Annotated in this window: 17 protein-coding genes; 8 read left to right on the top strand and 9 right to left on the bottom strand. The window is 66.5% G+C overall.

The genetic code is table 11. The features are described 5' to 3' along the window. Positions 1–166: 166 nt before the first annotated feature. From AC5Y42_RS04605 to AC5Y42_RS04585, 5 genes are all read left to right on the top strand, one after another. Positions 167–1,015 (top strand): glycosyltransferase family 2 protein, encoded by an 849-nt coding sequence (locus AC5Y42_RS04605; RefSeq protein ID WP_499896753.1) that lies wholly within the window; start codon positions 167–169, stop codon positions 1,013–1,015. A 166-nt stretch (positions 1,016–1,181) separates the two neighbouring features. Beyond that, a complete protein-coding gene (locus AC5Y42_RS04600; RefSeq protein WP_499896158.1) occupies positions 1,182–1,481 on the top strand; it encodes a PE family protein in 300 nt (99 codons plus the stop codon). A 17-nt stretch (positions 1,482–1,498) separates the two neighbouring features. Next, complete coding sequence (locus AC5Y42_RS04595; protein WP_499896157.1) at positions 1,499–2,923, top strand: PPE family protein; 1,425 nt, start codon at positions 1,499–1,501, stop codon at positions 2,921–2,923. A gap of 117 nt (positions 2,924–3,040) precedes the next feature. Then, entirely contained in the window at positions 3,041–3,655 is a 615-nt protein-coding gene (locus AC5Y42_RS04590; protein ID WP_499896155.1) for an FMN-binding negative transcriptional regulator, read from the top strand. A gap of 119 nt (positions 3,656–3,774) precedes the next feature. Then, the gene (locus AC5Y42_RS04585; RefSeq protein ID WP_499896154.1) at positions 3,775–5,163 is read left to right on the top strand and encodes a phenylacetate--CoA ligase family protein; all 1,389 of its coding nucleotides are present in this window, start codon (positions 3,775–3,777) and stop codon (positions 5,161–5,163) included. Here AC5Y42_RS04585 and AC5Y42_RS04580 read toward each other — a convergent pair whose 3' ends face one another. The 6 genes from AC5Y42_RS04580 to AC5Y42_RS04555 form a co-directional block, all read right to left on the bottom strand. Beyond that, complete coding sequence (locus AC5Y42_RS04580) at positions 5,164–6,462, bottom strand: O-acetylhomoserine aminocarboxypropyltransferase/cysteine synthase family protein (protein WP_499896152.1); 1,299 nt, start codon at positions 6,460–6,462, stop codon at positions 5,164–5,166. A gap of 4 nt (positions 6,463–6,466) precedes the next feature. Beyond that, a complete protein-coding gene (locus AC5Y42_RS04575) occupies positions 6,467–7,444 on the bottom strand; it encodes a homoserine O-acetyltransferase/O-succinyltransferase family protein (protein ID WP_499896150.1) in 978 nt (325 codons plus the stop codon). A 3-nt stretch (positions 7,445–7,447) separates the two neighbouring features. Beyond that, entirely contained in the window at positions 7,448–8,722 is a 1,275-nt protein-coding gene (locus AC5Y42_RS04570) for an ATP-grasp domain-containing protein (protein WP_499896148.1), read from the bottom strand. 4 nt (positions 8,723–8,726) lie between these two features. After that, entirely contained in the window at positions 8,727–10,619 is a 1,893-nt protein-coding gene (locus tag AC5Y42_RS04565) for an FAD/NAD(P)-binding protein (RefSeq protein ID WP_499896146.1), read from the bottom strand. Next, positions 10,598–11,764 carry a threonine aldolase family protein gene (locus tag AC5Y42_RS04560; RefSeq protein ID WP_499896145.1) on the bottom strand — a complete coding sequence of 389 codons (1,167 nt, stop codon included), beginning with the start codon at positions 11,762–11,764 and terminating at the stop codon, positions 10,598–10,600. Before AC5Y42_RS04560 ends, AC5Y42_RS04565 begins: the two co-directional genes overlap by 22 nt. Before the next feature lie 243 nt (positions 11,765–12,007). Then, the gene (locus AC5Y42_RS04555; protein ID WP_499896143.1) at positions 12,008–13,549 is read right to left on the bottom strand and encodes an amino acid adenylation domain-containing protein; all 1,542 of its coding nucleotides are present in this window, start codon (positions 13,547–13,549) and stop codon (positions 12,008–12,010) included. A 112-nt stretch (positions 13,550–13,661) separates the two neighbouring features. Between AC5Y42_RS04555 and AC5Y42_RS04550 the strand changes: the two genes are divergently transcribed. Then, positions 13,662–14,318: a cutinase family protein gene (locus tag AC5Y42_RS04550; RefSeq protein ID WP_499896142.1), complete on the top strand. Its 657-nt coding sequence runs from the start codon at positions 13,662–13,664 to the stop codon at positions 14,316–14,318. A 20-nt stretch (positions 14,319–14,338) separates the two neighbouring features. Here the strand turns inward: AC5Y42_RS04550 and AC5Y42_RS04545 are convergent, their stop codons facing one another. Beyond that, the gene (locus AC5Y42_RS04545) at positions 14,339–15,094 is read right to left on the bottom strand and encodes a GNAT family N-acetyltransferase (protein WP_499896140.1); all 756 of its coding nucleotides are present in this window, start codon (positions 15,092–15,094) and stop codon (positions 14,339–14,341) included. Between the two features lie 166 nt (positions 15,095–15,260). On the opposite strand from AC5Y42_RS04545, the gene AC5Y42_RS04540 reads away from it, so the two are divergent. Both AC5Y42_RS04540 and AC5Y42_RS04535 read left to right on the top strand, forming a co-directional pair. Beyond that, a complete protein-coding gene (locus AC5Y42_RS04540) occupies positions 15,261–15,509 on the top strand; it encodes an acyl carrier protein (RefSeq protein WP_499896751.1) in 249 nt (82 codons plus the stop codon). Between the two features lie 46 nt (positions 15,510–15,555). Next, entirely contained in the window at positions 15,556–15,972 is a 417-nt protein-coding gene (locus AC5Y42_RS04535; RefSeq protein ID WP_499896138.1) for a holo-ACP synthase, read from the top strand. Here AC5Y42_RS04535 and AC5Y42_RS04530 read toward each other — a convergent pair. Next, positions 15,969–16,565 carry a hypothetical protein gene (locus AC5Y42_RS04530; RefSeq protein WP_499896137.1) on the bottom strand — a complete coding sequence of 199 codons (597 nt, stop codon included), beginning with the start codon at positions 16,563–16,565 and terminating at the stop codon, positions 15,969–15,971. The two genes, AC5Y42_RS04535 and AC5Y42_RS04530, sit on opposite strands and share 4 nt — an antisense overlap. Positions 16,566–16,588: 23 nt before the next feature. Beyond that, positions 16,589–18,520 (bottom strand): alpha/beta hydrolase family protein, encoded by a 1,932-nt coding sequence (locus AC5Y42_RS04525; RefSeq protein ID WP_499896135.1) that lies wholly within the window; start codon positions 18,518–18,520, stop codon positions 16,589–16,591. Positions 18,521–18,604 lie beyond the last annotated feature (84 nt).

The following is an 18,604-nucleotide window of genomic DNA, read 5'->3' as shown; positions in this document are numbered from 1 at the left end:
CAGATGCGACTGGATGCGCGGGCATCGAGTTTCCGACCGATCAAGGTGTAGTCGCGTTATCCCTTTCAGCAACTCCCTTTTCACTCAGGCTGCGAGTCACGCAGCAGTTCACGTAGAGATTGGCAGCCGAAACATGACCACCGTTTCACCCTCAAACTCAAGCGATTTGGACTACTACCGGGTCGCGGCACTCAAGCCGGCAGAAGGCGCGGAAACACCCGAGCATCCGCTTTCTGCCTCTCGTTCGAGACCATCGACCGGCCCAGATCTGAGCGTGAGCCTGGTTATTCCGGTGAGAAACGAGGCGCGCAACATTGCCTGGGTGCTTGAACAGATCGCCGATGAGGTAGCTGAAATCATCCTTGTCGACGGCAACTCGACCGATGTCACCCTGGTTACCGCTTCTCGATGCCGACCCGACGTCCGGATCGTGGCACAGCAGGGTGCAGGTAAAGGCAGCGCGTTGCGCACCGGCTTCCTGGCGGCCACCGGTGACATCATCGTGATGATGGACGCGGACGGCAGCATGTCGCCGCAAGAGATCAGGCACTACTTGCATTTCCTCTCTAACGGTTACGACTTCGTCAAAGGGTCGCGGTTCATCAGCGGCGGCGGATCATTGGACATCACACGGTTCCGCGGACTGGGCAACTGGTTCCTGCTCACGGTCTTCAACACGGCATACGACGCACACCTGACAGATTTGTGTTACGGATTCTGCGCGTTTCACCGGCGGTATCTCGAACATCTCCGCTTATCGGCCACCGGGTTCGAAATCGAAGCCGAAATGACGGTGCGGGCCATGCAGGCGGGCCTGCGCATTGCCGAGGTTCCCAGCCTCGAGTTGCCGCGGCGTACCGGTAGCTCGAACTTGCACGCCATCCGCGACGGCATCCGCGTCCTGCGAACCGTTCTGCGCCATCACCGCTCGGGCGTTAGCGGGCATCTCTACCAGGCGGCGCGACACGCTGCGGGCAGACCGGCAGCGGCTATGTCGACGGCAGTCACGGCGTGATCGAGTAGTCATCGTTACTAATGGTCTAAATTAAAGCTAGTTATCAAGCTACCAGTATCTTTATAGGCACATTGAGCGTATGGTTGGTATACAGTTGGCGGCCGCACCGTGGCGGCGCGTCACCGGGCCCGTCTCTCGACCGGCCTGCTTCCGTTAGGAGGAGCACATGTCGTTCGTGACCACACACCCGGAAATGCTGGCGTTGGCGGCCGGAGGATTGCAGGAGATGGGCTCTGCAGTGGCTGCCGGGAATATGGCGGCAGCAGCTCCGACGACCGGGGTGGTTCCCGCGGCGGCCGACGAGGTGTCGGCGCTGACGGCGGCGCATTTCGCCGCACACGGCCACCTGTACCAAGCGATCGGCGCCCAAGCCACGGCGATTCACGAACTATTTGTGCATACCCTCGCGGCCAGCGCCGGTTCGTACGCGGCCTGTGAGGCCGCCAACGCCGCAGCGGCTCTCTGAGCGGCGGAGGTTCCAGCATGGAATTCGGGGCGTTACCGCCGGAGATCAACTCGGCTCGGATGTATGCCGGTCCGGGGCCTGGGTCGATGCTGGCCGCCGCAGCCGCCTGGAACGCGTTGGCCGCCGAATTGCATTCGGGCGCCGCCGGTTACACGTCGATAATCTCAGGGCTGACCAGCGGGCCGTGGGTGGGACCATCGTCAACGGCGATGGCGGCCGCGGCCGCACCCTACGCGGCGTGGATGAGCGCGACCGCCGGGCAGGCTCAGCTGGCGGCCACCCAGGCTCAAGCGGCGGCGGGCGCCTATGAGACGGCGTTTGCGATGACGGTGCCCCCGCCGGTGGTCGCGGCCAACCGCGCGCAGCTGGCCTCGCTGGTCGCGACCAACGTGTTCGGTCAGAACACGCCGGCGATCGCGGCGACCGAGGCCCAATACGGCGAAATGTGGGCCCAGGACGCCGCGGCGATGTACGGCTATGCCGCGAATTCGGCGGCAAGCACCGCGAGCGTGACGCCGTTCACCGCGGCGCCGCAGACCACGAATGCGGCCGGGTTGGCCGCGCAGGGCGCCACGGGTGCCCAGACCGCCGCCACGTCGACTGGCGCGGGTGTGCAGTCAACGTTGTCACAGCTACTCTCCTCGACTACTCCCGCGCTGCAGAGCCTCGCGTCGCCCGCTTCGGCGTCGGCAACGGGACCCCTGGCTTCGCTTCTGGGTGGGTCTTCTGGCGTGTCGTCCGCCACGACATCGCCCGTAGGAGGGCTCCTGGGATCCGCGTCGTCCGGGTTCTCGCTCCCAGGCATGCTCCAAGGTGCGCTTACCTCGTACCTCACGCTCCCCGGGTTTTTCGGCATGTTCATCGGCGCCAATGCGCTCGGACCCCTGATGGCTATTCCCATGAGTATGGGCTTCAACTCCTTAGCCGGTGGCGCAGCCCTGGCGCCGTTAGGGGCCGGCGCGGCGGCGGGTGCGTTGGGGTCTGGGGTCGCTGGGGGCATGGGCGGTTTGGCGGGCCTGGGTCAAGCGGCCTCGGTCGGGGCGTTGTCGGTGCCGGCGAGCTGGGGCTGGGCCGCGGCGGGTCCGGCGGCGATGCTGGGGGCGGCCCCGCTAGGAATGTCGGCTGCTGCAGCTTTGCCGTTGGCGGCCAGCGATCTTGGCGCCGGAGTGGGTTTCCCATTCATGTTCGGTGGGGCACCGGGGGCTGCAGCTATGGGCGCCGTCGCTGGCGCGGGCGGTGCTGCTGCTGCTGCCAAATACGGGCCGCGCCTCAAGGTTGCCGCGCGCCCAACAGCCGCCGGATACTCGCCGGAGGCGGCATCCCCGGCAATCGCGAAATACCCGGTGCCCGCCGGGTTCCCGACAAACGGACACGCGCCCCCCGGATATCAACCGGCCATCGTGTACCTGCCGACCAACGGACATGCGCCGGCGAATGCCTGACAAGAAGGAAACATTCGTCAGGTGGCGGGTCTAATCGTGGCTTCGGTCGCGGGGTGCGCCGTTTCTCGCCGTTGAATCGGCAGTAGTGACCATCCACTCGCCGACAGACTGGACAACATGTACATCCCCGCTCATTTCGCCGCCGACGAGCAGGCCGTCGACGACTTGCTCACTCACCACGGTGCCGCTGACCTGATCACTGCGACACCGGAGGGCATGGTCGCTACTATGCTGCCGTTCGTCTATGACCCGGGCATGAGGACCCTTCGTGGTCATCTAGCCCGCAGCAATGACCAGTGGCGGCACCCGGTGCTCGGCGAGGCGCTGGTCATTGTGCGGGGACCAGATGCGTACATTTCGCCGGCCTGGTATCCGAGCAAGGCCGAGCACGGACGCGTGGTGCCCACCTGGAACTACGTCACTGCGCACGTCTATGGGCGACTCGCGGTGCACGAGGACCCGGCCTGGGTCGAACAGAATGTGCGTGACCTCACCCGACGTCATGAAGCTGGGCGACCGCAATCATGGTCCGTCGACGACGCGCCACCACAATTCATCGAAGGGCAACTACGAGCCATTGTGGGAGTGGAAGTGCTGATCACCCGCATCGAGGCCAAGTTCAAGCTCAGCCAGAATCGACCAGCCGCTGACGTCGACGGCGTGATCGCAGGATTGATCACCAACGGACACGAAGACGCTGCCCAAGCGGTGCGACGAGCGCGAACGCCATGAGATCGATTTCGCCTCTCAACGATGGCTCCACATCAGCAGCTCCCCGACCGATCGTTAACATAAACGATTATTTTCCTTCGAATAGTATCGAAATACGTCATTTGAGCTACGATCGGTTGGTGCAATCGAGTGCAACTGCTGTGCGGTCGGAGGGGCATTACGAGCAGCTGGTCCGGCTTCAGCGTGCCCAATTGCAAGATGCGTACCTGAAGGGTGTGCGCCGGTTGCGATGGGACGCAGGGCGTCTCGCTGCCGAACGCGAACGGCGTCTTCGGGAGCTGCTGGTGTATGCCGCCGACCGCTCGCCGTTCTGGCGGGAACGACTGGCCGGCCGCGATCTGGCGAATTTCACCGAGGCCGACCTCCCGTCTCTGCCGATCCTGACCAAATCCGAGATGATGGCGGAGTTCGACCGGCTGGTCACTGTGCCCGGGCTGACCCTCGACCGGGTCCGACACCACGTCGATCAGTTGACCGGCGACGGCTACCTCGACGACGAGTACCGGGCAATTGTCACGTCGGGATATACCGAATCCCCGTCGTACCACCTCTACGGCTGGGACTCGTTCGTCACGTTTGTGATGCAGGGCTCGCGCTGGACCGGGCGCCGCGGCGAAGACCCGGACGCGGTGTTGGCGCAGTGCTTCAGTGGCAGTCCCAAACACGAATCGGGGATTTTCCACGCGTTCAGCACCTTTGAGAGCGGAGGGCCGGCTTCGCACTGCTTCGATGCCACGCTGCCGCTCAGTGAGATTGTCGACGGCCTCAACAACGCCCGTCCCGCAGTGCAGGCCCTCCAAGGGTGGCCGAGCCTGATCTGGGAGCTGGCTTTAGAGGCGATGCACGGACGGCTCACCATAAAACCAACCTGGGTCAGCATCGCGGGAGAGGTGTGCACTCCGCCTGTGCGAGAAGCGGTTCGGTCCGCATGGGGGATCGAGGCTTCGGAGTTCTGGGGTTGCTCAGAAGGCACCTATGCCTTTCCATGCGGCGTTGGAGAAGGCAAGCACATCGCCGACGATCTGGTGATTCTCGAGCCGGCGGACGCCGATGGCAATGTCGTTCCGTATGGGCAACCTGCGGATCGGATGCTGCTGACGAACCTGTTCAACTTGGAGCAGCCGCTGATCCGCTATGACATGGCAGACGCGGTGACGATCTCCGACGACCCGTGTCCGTGCGGTTGTGCTCATCGCCGCATCACCTCGGTCCACGGCCGGATCAACGGCGCCTTCGAGTACGAAAGTGGTGCTGTGGTGCCCCGGGTGGCCTTTGAGCGGACGGTCCTTGCCACCCCCGGCGTCGCCAACTTTTTCGTGGGTAGGACGGCTGGGGGTGTCGACGTGTCCGTGGTGACCGACGGCTCATGCGACTTGGCGCAGCTGCGGACGGAACTGATCGATGTGCTCCGTCGGCACGACGGGCCGGAGTCGAACGTCGTTGTGCACGAGGTGGATTCGATAGAGCGGCTGTCGAGGGGAAAGTGCCGGCAGTTCGACCCCAGCTAATCAGCCGGCTCGGCTGGCCATGGCCTTGTCCAGGGCCTGGTCGATGTCGTCGATGATGTCGTCGATGTGCTCGATCCCGATGGACAGCCGGATCGTCTCCGGCCGGATACCGGCCTTCACCAACTCCTCGCCGGACAGCTGGCGATGGGTGGTGGAGGCCGGATGGATGGCCAGGCTCTTAGCATCTCCCAGATTGAGCAGCCGCTTGACGAGCTGGAGCGCATCGAAGAAGGCCAGTCCCGCGGCATAGCCGCCTTCGCCTCCCCCGGCGACTCCGAAGGTGACGATCGACGGCACGCGCCCGTTGAGGTAGCGCTGGACCAGGTGGTGATAGGGATGGTCGGGGAAGCCGGCGAAACTCACCCAGGCCACCCGGGGGTCGGCGGTCAGGTAGTCGGCCACGGCCCGGGCGTTGGCCTCGTGGCGCTCGAGGCGCACGGCCATTGTCTCGAGGCCCTGGAGGAGCAGGAAGGCGTTGAAGGGGGAGAGGGTGGCGCCGCTGTTGCGCAGCTGAGTGGCGCGGGCCCGCACGGTGAAGGGCCGCTCGGGGAAGTCGCGGGCGAAGACGACGCCGTGGAAGGCGGGCTCGGGCTGGTTGAACATGGGGAAGCGGTCGGGATGGTCGGCCCACGGGAATCGGCCGGCGTCGACGATGGCCCCACCCAGCGTGGTGCCGTGGCCGCCCACGAACTTGGTCAGCGAGTGGACCACCACGTCGGCCCCGTGCTCGAAGGGCTTGAGCACGAGCGGCGTGGCCACCGTGTTGTCCACGATGAGGGGCACACCGGCCGCATGAGCCACGGCGGCCACGGCCTCCAGGTCCACGATGTTGCCGGCCGGGTTGCCGATGGTCTCGCAGAAGACGGCGCGGGTGTTCTCGTCGATGAGTGGAGCGATCGACTCGGCTCGGTCGTCGACGGCGAAGCGGGCTTCGATGCCGAGGGTGGGCAGCACGTGGGCGAAGTAGGTGAAGGTGGCGCCGTAGAGCTGGGGGGCCACCACGATGTTCGAGCCGGCACTGGCCACCGTCAGGATGGCATAGCTGACGGCGGCCATGCCCGAAGCGACCACCAGGGCCGCCGTGCCTCCTTCGAGGGCGCAGATGCGCTGCTCGAGGACGTCGCAGGTCGGGTTGTTGAGTCGGTTGTAGTGGAAGCCGGGCGTCTCGAGGTCGAGCACGGCACCCGCGTGGGCGGCGTCGATGAAGTCGTGAGCCACCGTCTGATAGATGGGCACGGCCACGGCCCGCGTCCCGTCGGGCGTGTAGCCACCGTGGATGGCGATCGTTTCGTCGTGCATGGCCTCAGACGCTCCTCTTCGCGATGCTGCCCAACAGGTTCGCGTATAGACGCAGTGCCGTGCCCCGCCACGGCCAGGGGGCGCGGGCGCCGACCTCGTCGAAGGGGAAGGCGGCCACCAGGGCCGGGTCTCGCTCGCCGGCCACCACCCGCTCGTGCAGCCTGCGAAGCCTGTCCCAATCCGGGCCGGCCACACAGCCCCGGGGGAGATAGGGGAGCACCTCGCTCTGGTGGCTGGCGTAGCGCCGCACGTCCCGGTGGTACTCGCGCACGAGGCTCGACGGGTCGTACTCGGGATGGCCTTGGACCAACACGACCTCGGATCGACCCACCGTCCTCGTGACCACGCTCCACCCCACCTCCTCCGACTGCAGGGCCACCGCGTAGCCCGCGGCGGTCACCGCCTCTACAGGCACGGTGTTGAGCCGCGAGTGGGGTAGGACGACGGTCCCCATTTCAGACATCCCGGCTGTCAGAGGGTGCGTCGGGTCGGCCTTCTGGGCGAAGACGCCGGTGCACTTGGCCGGCAGGGTGATTCGTTCGACGCCGTCGAAGATGGCCAGGGCGGCGTGTGCCGCCAGGCAGGACAGCACCATGACCGGCACGTTTTCGCTGCCCCACCGCAGCAGGCCGCACAGATCGGACCAGTAGGGCTCGTTCTGGATGCGGGACTCGACAGGGTTGCAGCCCGTCACCATCAGCAGGTCGGGGGGATCGGAGGTGATGTCCTCGAGGGGACGGTACTCGGCGGCGATACGCGCTCGGATCCGCTCGGCACGGGGCACCCCGGCCATGGTGTGGCGGGTCAGGGCGACCGTCTCACACCCGGACACGGCGTCCAGCAGGCCCGCGAACTGTCGCTCGGTCGCGCCGAAGGCGGCATCGGGCATGTTGTTGACCAGGGCGCACCGCCACGGCCGCGGTCCCTGGGCCCATTCCGGCGCCGCCTGCAGGTGGAGGGCCCCGGCCAGTCCCGCGCTCACCGCTCAATGCCTCACGTCGGTGTAGGTGACCGTGACCTCCTGGTGGAGGAGCCGGTAGGCCGCCTGCAACTGCTTCTCGTCGTCGGTCGAGCCGACCACGGCCACGATGTGGTTGCCCGAGCCGTCCCGCCAGTCGAGGGCGGCCCCCGGGCCCTGGTGGACGCTCACCGTGTCCACCAGGGCGTGGTCGGTGAAGTCGTTGATGCCCTCAATGGCCGTCACCGTCGCCGAAACGGTCGGCGGCTGGAGGAAGAAGCGGTAGCCGATGCGGTCGGTGGCTACCGGCCCGTCGATCGATACCGGCTCGCCCAGGGCCACCCGCAAGGTGAGGTCGAGCAGGCTGACGCCGGCGGCTCGCTCCAGCATCTCGGGCACACCGCCGCCCGCCCGTCCGTTGACCTCGATGATGCGGGGCCCGTCGGGTGTGAACTTGACCTCGGTGTGCAGGCACCCGGTGCGGACTCCAAGGGCGTCGATCGCCCGGGTGGCCAGGTCCAGGACGGCCGAGCGGCTCCCGGCGTCGAGGGCGGCGGGGATGAAGAACCCGGTCTCACGGAAGTTTTCGGCCGGCGGGAAGCGGCCGGTCAGGGCCAGGTGGCTGATGGTGCCGTCGGCCACCACGCTCTCGACCGACACGTAGCCGGCGTAGGGGTCGCCGGTCCGGGCCGGATCGTCGGCCAGGTAACCCTCGAGGACCATGCCGGGGCGGCCCGGTCCGAGGGCGTCGAGCAGCTTCTCGAGCTCGGCCCCATCGCGGACCAAAAAGGTGCAGCGGCTGCCCTGGGCCGAGCGGGGCTTGAGGATGGCGGGCCACCCCACCTCGGCCTCGACGGCCGAGAGCTCGGGCTCCGACAGGCCGGGACGGACGAGGTGGCAAGGGGGGATGTCCATGCCGGCGTCGGCGAGGGCCCGGCGCTGGCGGGCCTTGTCGGTGAGGGCGGCGGCGGTCGCCGGGCTGTGGAAGGGGAGACTTAGCTTCTCGGCCATCCGGGCCAGTTCGACCATGCCGGCGTCGAGGTAGGTGGTCATGCCGTCGGGCTCCCAGTCGGCCAGGGTTTTGACCGCCTGCTCGGCGCTCATGCCCTCGAGGTCGACAACGGCGCCGAACCGGTTGAGGAGATCGACCATCTCGGCCATCCCCGGGACGGTCGTGTCGATCATCCACAGCAGATCGCAGAGGCCGGCGGCCGCTTCGGCCAGCTGCATCACCGGAACGCAACGCGGGCCGTAGCCAACCGCCACTAATGGCCGCGCCCGCCCGGTCACCGAATCCATCATGTGCTCAGCCGATCGTGGCCTCGACGCAGTCCTGGGCGTCGTAGACGTCCTGGAGGCCGCTGCTTCCGATGACGGCCTCGACGCAGTACTGGGCGTCGTAGACGGCCCGGAGGCGGCTGCGCGGCGAGGGCAGGTAGTGGGTGAAGTAGCGCACTCCCTCGGTGAGCACACCCAGCAACGAGAGGTTGGGCTGGAGCCGGCCCTCGGTGTCGTAGGGGTGGAATTCCTCATTGATGGCCACGCTGCCCACGGGCGTGTCGCCGTAGCTGAGCTGGGTCAGCCTGCCCTTGGCGTAGAGACGGCTGAGCAGGGGTGAGCTCGACCGGGCCAGCGAGGGCATGTCGAGATGGCCCCGCACCACCTTTTCGACCGTGACGGCCGTCGGCTCGTCGAGAGCCCTGGAGCTCAGGCGGACGCCATCGGGGCAGGCGGCCGTCTCCGGGTTCGGTCCGAGCGGGATCCGCGCCACCCCGGCATCCAGCAGCGCCAGGAGCTGCTGGGAGCGCAGGGGTGGCGGGCCCGCCTCCAGGCGGTTGATGCGGCCCCGGATGTTGGACTGGAAGTCGACGTAGGAGTCGAGGGAAAGACCACCGAACTCGATGACCGAACGGAGCTGGTCCCGCAGGATTCGCAGCACCTCCTCGGCCGCCTTGACCGGGCTCCCACCGGGGCGTAGGGCCTCGGTGAGGTCGGCCTCGATCATGTCGTACACCTGGCCCTGGTAGTCGGCGGCCGACGCGTAGTGGCGGTCGGACTCAGCGAAGACATGGGCAGCCGGGTCGAAGCGCCCGTAGCGCGGCTCGAGACTGTCGACGGCCTTCTCGTAGTGCCCGTTGACCCAGCCTTGGCGAAGGACGGCACGGACCTCGGTCGACTCGACCTCGCCCCGGGCCAGCAAGGCGGCGTGGATGTAGTAGCGCGCCTGCATCTCGGCGAAGATGAGGGGGAGAAGCTCGGCCCGGAGGTCCACGTGCCGGCGCACCGGCGACCCGCCCGGATTGGTCAGCGCCGCGAACTCCTCGGGGGTGCACACCACCGGCTGGTACTGGCCGTAGGGGTCGACGCCCTGGGCCGACTTGGCACAGTGCGGCATGCCCGAGCGTGAGTAAAGGATGATGTCCGGCTCCCGGCCCGAGGGCACGTACCGCATGCGGTCGGCCCGATCGCACCGGTCCTCGAAGGTCCCGCCTCGTCCGATGGTGAGGGCGGTGAGGACGTCGTAGCCGACCAGGCCCATGCCGGCCACGGCCACCGAGGATCCGGCCGGAATATTCTGGTCCAGAAATCCGACGGGGTAGGCGCGCAGGTAGTGCACGCCCCCGCCGGCCCCGAGCTCGTCGTTCCAGGTGTGCCCCGAGGTCAGTATCACGTGGTCGACGGTGAGGGTGGTGCCGTTGTCGAGCAGCACCTCCTCGCGCCCCGCCAGCGCCGGCGAGATGTCGACGGCCGCCGCGTAGTGCCGGACGATCTCGAGATTGGGCGGGGCGTAGTCCACCAGCGTGTTGTAGAACCAGGCCAGGTACTCGCCCATCAATCGCCGGGGCAGGTAGTCGGTGGGCCGGATGGGGTCCCCCCCGGCGCCGATGCGGCACTCGTAACCCAGCCAGCGGTAGCCGCAGCACACCGCCCACTGGTGCAGGCCGATCGCATAGGGCGGGGCGGCGTCCCCGTCGGGGGCGGCGTAGAGGGAGAGCTGCCCGCAGGCGTTGTTGAGTACCAGAAAGTCGGGCTGCTCGGCGGAGTAGACCCCGCCTCCGAGCTGAGCGGGTTCGACCACATGCAGCCGCACCGGCGTCCCGGTCCGGCGAGCCCGGTGCACCGTCCGCTCCACGACACACAGACCCCACGAGCCCAGACCCACGATGGCAATCTCGATCATCGGACGCGTCCCATACACGCCACCTCAGATCGGCGGCCGCCGGCTGCTCTCTGCGTTCGAGCCCGGTTAGATCGGCTTTCCTCGATCGCGGTCGCGCTGAGTCGGCGGACCGTGTGTACCAGCTCGTCGACATCGTGGGTCGTGGTGGCGAAGGAGGTGACGAAACGGACGACACCTGGCTCCCAACGGCCGTGGTAAAAGCCGTAACCCTGGTCCAGAAGTCCGTCGATGACCTGCCGGGGCAGGTGGCAGAAGAGGATGTTTGCCTCTGGCGTGCCCGCAAGACGAATGCCGGGAATGGACTTCAGCCCCTCTTCGAGCCGCGCGGTCATGGCATTGGCGTGCCAGGCATTGCGCAGCCACAGATCGTCGGCGAGGTAGGCGTCGAGCTGGGCGGCGGCGAAGCGCATCTTGGCGGCGAGCTGCCCGGCCCGCTTCGCCCGGAAGCGGAGCTCGGTCGTCAGGGAGCGGTCGAAGACGACGATCGCATCGGCGTTAAGGCTCCCGTTCTTGATGGCGCCAAAGGACAGCACGTCCACGCCGGCGCGCCAGGTTAGCTCGGCGGGGTTGCAGCCCAATGCGGCGACGGCGTTGGCGAGGCGGGCGCCATCCAGGTGAACGCGCAGGCCGGCGCGCTTCGCAATGCCGGCCAGACGTCCAATCTCGGCGGGGGTGTATACGGCGCCGGTCTCGGTCGCCTGGGTGAGACTCAACACGGAGGGTTGCACGCTGTGCACGTCTCCGGCCTTACGGTGCACTGCGGCCTGCAACTCGTCGGCGTCGACCTTGGCGTTATCCCCGCCCAGGGCAATGAGTTTGGCACCCCCTGTGAAGAACTCCGGTGCGCCGCACTCGTCGTTATTGATATGGCTGTCGCGGTGGCATAACACGCTGCCCCACGGTGGGGTCAGCGCGGCCAAGCTCAATGCGTTCGCCGCCGAGCCGGTGGAAACGGGGAGCAGATCGACGTCGCAATCAAAGATCTCGCTGAAGCGGCGTCGTGCGCTCGACGTCCAACCGTCTGCGCCGTAGGGCGGTGCCTGCCCGGAGGCTGCCGCTACAACAGCCGCAGTGATCTCGGGTGCACCACCGGGAGTGTTGTCGCTGGTGAAGTCGGCGGCCGTCACCGCCAGCATTTCTGCCTGGGTGGTCACCAACGACATGCGCTCCTCCTAACGGAAGCAGCCGAACCCGGGGGCGTTACGCCGACGCTTGGGTGCTCGTATACCGATGGTGCACCTTCGCCACAGCTTACATACCGATAGATTAAAACAGAAGCATATAGCCAACGTCTAGTTTACAAAGAGCAAGAAAGCAGCGTTACCCCCGGCAGGCTGACGGATGAACAGACCGCGCGGTTTAGTCAGGCAGTTCCTCGAGGCGAAGCCGCAACGGACGCTGAGGGCTCAGGCCCCTTCGTTCGGCGGAGACAAGCCGGCGTCCTTCAGCAGGCGTCGCTCGTCGACCTTGCTGGCAGACGTCAAGGGCAAGTCGGCCACTAAGACGAATTGATCGGGCAGCATCGTTTCCGGGAGCCGTTCGGCGGCGGCCTGGCGGACGGCGACAGGGGCGAGCTCGCCGTCCGGCACCACGAATGCGACGACTCCCAGTTCGCCGTCCAGGTCGAAGGTTGTGCACGCCGCGGATGCGATCCCGTCGAGACCACCGAGCGCCTCGGTCACCTCGACCAGCGACATCCTCACGCCATGTCGCTTGATGACGCGGTCCGAACGCCCCACGTATACGTAGTTGCCGCGGTCGTCGCGGAGGACGAGGTCACCGGTGCGGTAGAGGGTGGTTCCTTCGACGACGTCCGCGCGCAGCACAGCTGCGCTCAGCGTCGGGTCGTTCAGATACCCGGCCATGAGCTGCGGGCCGCCGATGTACAGCTCGCCGACCACGCCAGGACCATCCACCCGCGTTCCGTGTTCATCAACGAGGTGGAACGAGCTTCCGTGATGTGGTCGACCGATCGGTACCAGCCCCGTGTCGAGCAACTCGGGCGTCAGTTCCAGATGGGCGACGGCGATGGTCGTCTCTGTCGGGCCGTATCGGTTCACCACCCGCAGTCCCGGACTGGCGGCCCACACCGCCCTGATATCGGCCGTGGACGGCGCTTCGCCGCCCAGGGCCATCACTCTCAGCGGGGTGTCAGCCAACCGCGCCAGACGGCCGCTGGCCCGGAGCAAGCGGAGGTAGCTGGGAGAGAAGCTGGTCGCCGTGATCCCCTCGCTATCGACAATCGAGAAGAACCTGCGTGGGAACAGGAGGGCTTCCCGGTCGGGGATGACGAGGGGGACGCCGCGCACGAGCGGGGGGAAGATGGCCGAGAAGGACCCATCGAAGTGCACGGGAGAAACGCACAGGTACCGGTCGTCCGCGGTGAGGCCCATCGCGTCGGCGCATGCGTCGGCCGCGGTGAGGAAGGCCGACGGGGGTATCTGCACGCCCTTGGGGGTACCGGTCGTGCCCGACGTGTAAATGATGTAGGAGACGGCGCCAATGACTGGTGGCGGCGTGGGCCCGTCTGCGACGCTCAGCGCCGAAAGGGAGGTCCACGCCGTGCCGACGGGAAGTCCCGATGGCGCAGTTTGGTCCGAGCCTGCGGTGATCACCAGTGCGGGCCGACAGTCAGCCACGATCTGCGAACGGCGGAGATCTGGATCGGTGATCGCCAGTGGAACGAACGTGGCCCCCGCCCACAGACAGCCCAGCGCCGCAACCACGAAGTCCACGGAATTACCGATCAGCAAGGCAACCCGATCGCCGGGCTCGACGCCCTTCTGCACCAAGCCAGCGGCCACTTTCCCCGCGGCGGCGCGCAACTCGCCCCGGGTCAACGCGCGATCCAGGTCCTTGACAGCAGGCCGATCGGGGGCCTGGTCGGCGTGGGCAAGCACCGCACCGAGCACGCCATCATCCGTCACGCCTTCTCGCAGATGCTGCACGCTCATTATTCTCGCTCGCCGGTAGAGGTCACCGAAACAGGCGGCAGCCATCCTGACGCCGGACAAGCCGGCCGGTCTCGTCACCTACTTCGACTTGCTGCCATATGCCAGTATGAGCGACGTGAGCGCCCGCCAGATTGCTCGTTTCTTTGCTGCCGCAGTTCTGACCAGTTGCGCGATGCTCAATGCAGCCGTCAGCGTTCCTTCCACCGCCGCTGCAGCGCAATGCCCCGACGTCGAGGTGGTGTTTGCTCGCGGCAGCGATGATCCACCCGGTGTCGGCGTGTTCGGACAGGCATTTGTCGATTCCCTGCGCCCGCACGTCGGCGGGAGATCCTTCGGGGTATATGCAGTCAACTACCCCGCGACGAACAAGAGCAATGAGTTGGCTAACGCCGCCTCCGCCGGCGCTAAAGATGCGAGCGCCCATGTCCAGCACATGGCCGCGAACTGTCCCAATACCCGGATGGTGCTCGGTGGATATTCGTTAGGCGCGGTCGTCATCGATCTCATCACCGCGCCCGGCGCGTCGATGCCGCCAGAGGTGGCTGATCACGTTGCCGCGGTTGCCGTCTTCGGAAATCCGTGGGATAAATCGCGGGGGCTACCTCTGAGCGCGATCAGCCCGCTGTATGGCGCTAAGACCATTGACTTGTGTAATCCCGGAGATCCGATTTGCTCCGACGGCGGGGATTCGTCGGCGCACGTTGGCTATGTGCAGTCCGGGATGGTTAATCAGGCCGCGGCTTTCGCTGCGAGTCGGCTCTAGCCAAACGGGTGCTACCCAGGTCAGGCGCGGCTCATGACCCAGCGTGGTCGGGACCAGAGCTGCCAGTACTCGACGACTTCGTAGCCCAGCCCGCGGTAGAGGCGCTCGCCGACCGCCGACGACTGAAGCAGTGAGCCCTCGACCCCCGCTTCGAACCAGGACCGGAGCGCGGTGGCCAGCAGTCGCCGCCCGTAGCCGTTCCCCTGGTCGTGCGCCCGGGTGGCCATGGACCACACCACCACCAGCCCGTCCTCGGTGACGCCGCTGAACACGGACACCATGCGGTCGCCGTCGAACAAGCCCCACACTCCGAGGTCGGGGTCCTTCACCGCCCGGAGGGGGAGGGCCGCCGCGGCGGCCGCGTCGGACGTGCTGTAGGTGTCGGCCAGCAGCGCGCGGGCCTCGGGCAGGTCCTCCTCGGTGAGGGCCCGCACACCCGTCCCGTCCACGTGGGGCAGGTCCGGCCCGTCGAGCACCATGAGGGGCAACGCCTCGACGACGACCCAACCGGCGTCGGCCAGCATCTGGGCGGTGGCCAGGCCCGGTCCGGCCAGCATGATGACTCCCGGCTTCTTGAGGTCGAGCAGCGGCTGGAGGCAGTGGTCCACCAGCACCTCGTTGTCGGATGATTGACAAAAGGCCACGTTGTAGAAGGCGCTGAGCTCGCCGCTGAACGCTGTCCACCACTCCGGTTCCACCGCGTGATGGCCGGGAGCGGACCACAGGTGGGCGGCCGCGCCGAGAACCCGCCTCAACTCGATCGGAGTCCGTCCCATTTCCGTGGATGGTACTGGTACCGGGGCGCGGGGCGTCAGTGCCCTGGAGACGTGTCCCACCCTGGATGCCCGGCCGGCGCAGATTCGGGCCGGAAGCTGCGGTTGCTGGGCCGAGCACTGGTTTAATACGTTGGACGGATTAATCGGGTTTGACGTGAGGGGCAGTGTGATAAAGGACCGGATTCGTGACGTCCTAGCTGCTCATGGCCGTATGACGGTCGATCCACGTGGGGTGGACGATCAGGCCGACCTTTACGAGCTCGGGCTGACTTCACATGCATCGGTCAATGTCATGCTCGCGCTTGAGGATGCGTTCGACATCGAGTTCCCCGATGAAGTGCTCAAGAAATCCACCTTCGCTTCCGTCCGCAACATCGAGCAGGTAGTCGAAGGCCTGGTCAAGTCGTCTGCGTGACGCCGCACTCGGATTCCCTTGATACCGCAGAGTTTACGGCGAGCGCATGATCACCTTGCCAGACGAGGTTGACGGGCACCGCGTCCGCGTCGGATGCGATGTCGTGGCCATTGATGAGGTCCAGGACTCGCTGGCGACGTTCGGGGACCGGTACCTGCGCAAGGTTTTTACGGCGAGCGAAATCAACGACTGCCAGGGCAGTAACCAGGTGCACAGACTGGCGGCCCGGTTCGCCGCCAAGGAGGCAGTGATCAAGGCATTCGCAGAACCCGACATGCCGTTTTCCCTGCGCGAGATCGAGGTAGCAGGGGACGGTCCGCTGCCGGTGCTTCGGCTGAGCGGGGCGGTCGCCGAGCGGGCACAACACCAAGGCTGGCGCAGCTCGTCTTTGTCACTTTCGCACGCCGATTGCCACGCCATGGCCGTAGTTCTCGTGGTCTGCAGTCCGGCCGAGTCGCGTTAGGCCGTGGCGGAACGCAAACCGAAGCGCTGACGAAGAAATGCCGCAAGGCGCAGCGGGATTGCGACAAGGCTCAATAAGGCGAACGGCACATATTCGGCGGCGTGGAGCCACTGCTGTGCCTTCTGGTCGAGTGCGCCCAGCACAAAATCCCAGCCGAACGCGATCAGGATGTAAGTCGTGCCGAAGAAGAGCAGTGGCCGCCACAGACGTCCCAGGGCTCGCGTTCCGATCCCGAAGGACAGCAGCGTCAGCAGACAGGCGAAGAACAGTGCGACCAGGAAGAACAACAACACGCCGCCCTGCAGCGGGATCTGACCGATGACGACGCCCAGCCAGACGACACAACCGATATGGACCAGAAGCGCGGCGGCGAAGGCCAGGCCGAAGGCTCGTGCCCGGCGGGCCAGCCCGGCAAAGGCTGGGCCGAACAGGACGGCCATCGCGCCGCCGGCATAGGAAAGCCAGAAAAAGAGGAACGACCAGCGCGCCGTGACATGCAGCGCCAGCCTGAGGCCTCCCGGGCCGGTGCCGTAACCGGCCAGAACGGCCACGGCAAGAGCGAGCGCGCCACCGCACGCGCCGATCATCCACATCTGTGCTGGATCGTGTCTGCGCGTCATCGCGCGCCGGCCTTGGCGTCGCCGTTAATCGTGAATGTCGGATCGCCGTTCCCGCCGACACCGCCACTGCCGATCAATATGCCGCCGCCGTTGCAGGCCGCGCCGGAAGAACCTGGGTGCTCCGATGGGGAAGCGGTAGCTAACGGCAACACCGCGTTGCGGATCGCCGCCAATATCGCCGGGTGATGTCCGGCGTGGTCGCCGGTGGGTGCGGCGATCAGGCGGGGCGGCTGCGACGTCCATTGCAGCCGGTCAAGGGCTGCCCGACCGCCTTTGGCGGTGAACAGCTCCGCATCCTCGGGCGAGGCAATCAGCGTCACGGCGGTGCCACGGTCGGCAAGCGTTGTGAGGACATGCTCCGGGAGCCACACGAGTCCGACCCAGTTCAACACCCGCAAGAGGTATCGCGGGAAGTGGTTGTGCATCAAGGTCTTCGCTGGCTCCCGAGCCGGGTTGAGCAGTGCTCTGAGGCGCTTTGTCCTGGATTCAGAGGGGCCGCCGCCTGTGTCAGTAGCCGCGCTGGCGCGTAGCGCTTTCTCCCGGCCGATCCACTGCGTCAGCACGGCGGACGTGATCCGCCAATTCCACAGCATCAAGTTGACCAGGATCGCCGACTGTGCACCGATATTGCGGGCGGCATGAGCGGCATACCACGAGCCGGAGCAGATACCGACAAGCTCGAGATCGCCGGCGTCTTGGCACGCATGTCTGGCCACCGCTATCGAGTCGGTGATGTCAGCCTTGGAATAGATACTGCGCCAAGGGTTCCGGCTGATCCGGCCCGACAAGCCCAGTCCTGCCGGGTCCCAGCGCACCGCCTGCGACCCGGCAGCTGCGATGCGACGTGACAATTCGACCCACTCCCGCGTGGGTCCGACGTGCAAGTCGTGGGCCGTCACGAAAAACAACACCGTCTTTGCGGGCGCGGCACTGCGGCGCCCGGGCAGCGTGCGGATCGCGAAGAGGCCGTGCGGCCCGATTCGTTCGATGCTCTCGAAAACCTCGGCCCCGCCGGGCCCTTCGGCAGGCATCCGCACCGTTGTCAGGTATTGCGGTACGACGCGACGGGTGCGAGTGGGAACGTTTCCGTCGATCCACTCGACGATCGAATCGACCGCGGTGAACGGGATCGGTAACAACAACCCCTCTTCCGACCGGATGCATTCCGGCAGACCGCAGGTAATGATCGAATCAACTCCCTCGGCCGACGCCAGGTCGGTGAGGCGCTTGTCGGTCTCGCCTGGCCTTCCCACCAGAAGTACGTTGTCGACGCCATGGGCGCTGACTGGATTGGCACCTATCCGCAGCGCGGCGAATTCTGCGGCGGCGTACTCGCTCAACCGCCCGCCGATGATTGACACTTCGCCGGGCGTCAGAGCGTCCTCTCCCAACGACAACCGGAACAGCGTGGTGTTTTCCCGAAGGTAACGCCTGCCCGTGCCGGCGGGATCGAAGTAGACGACGCGGTTCAATGGCGGCGACCCGTCCCCCTCGCCGCTCCGCGGCTGGGGGCACCCCCAGCGCCCGGCTCCGCCGCGCTTGACCGGATGGGATTGGGCCAGGTACTCGTCGAGGATCAGACAGCCGGCACGTATGCCGATAGCCGTCACCGACTCCGCGCCGATCAGTGTCAGGTAGTCGAGCGCGTGGCCCACGCTTGCCACCCAGTTGGCAACCGCGTCATCACGGATCTGAGCGTATGCAGAATCACCCAAGCCCAGGTAGTCGAAACGCAGCACGCCGAAACCGCGGCGCGCCAAGCTGTCGGCGAGGATGCGGTGCAGGCGGACACTGTCCATCCCCTCCTTTCCGAGCGAACCACAGATCAGTACCCCGCCTCTGATCTGGTTATCGACCGGTAGATGAACCACGCCGAACAATGGCGAATCGGACGGTCCGAAAAATGTCGGCATCTCTGTCGTCGGCATGTTGCGCTGGTTCCAGCGTCGGCTTCTCCCGAGGAGCTGCCTGACAGAACCGCGTGGTCGGTTCACTACCCCTCCCGTTGTGCT

The organism is Mycobacterium sp. NGS48, from assembly GCF_059812585.1.
Note: the sequence above shows the minus strand (reverse complement) of the source record. Positions and strands in the feature narration are given on the sequence as shown.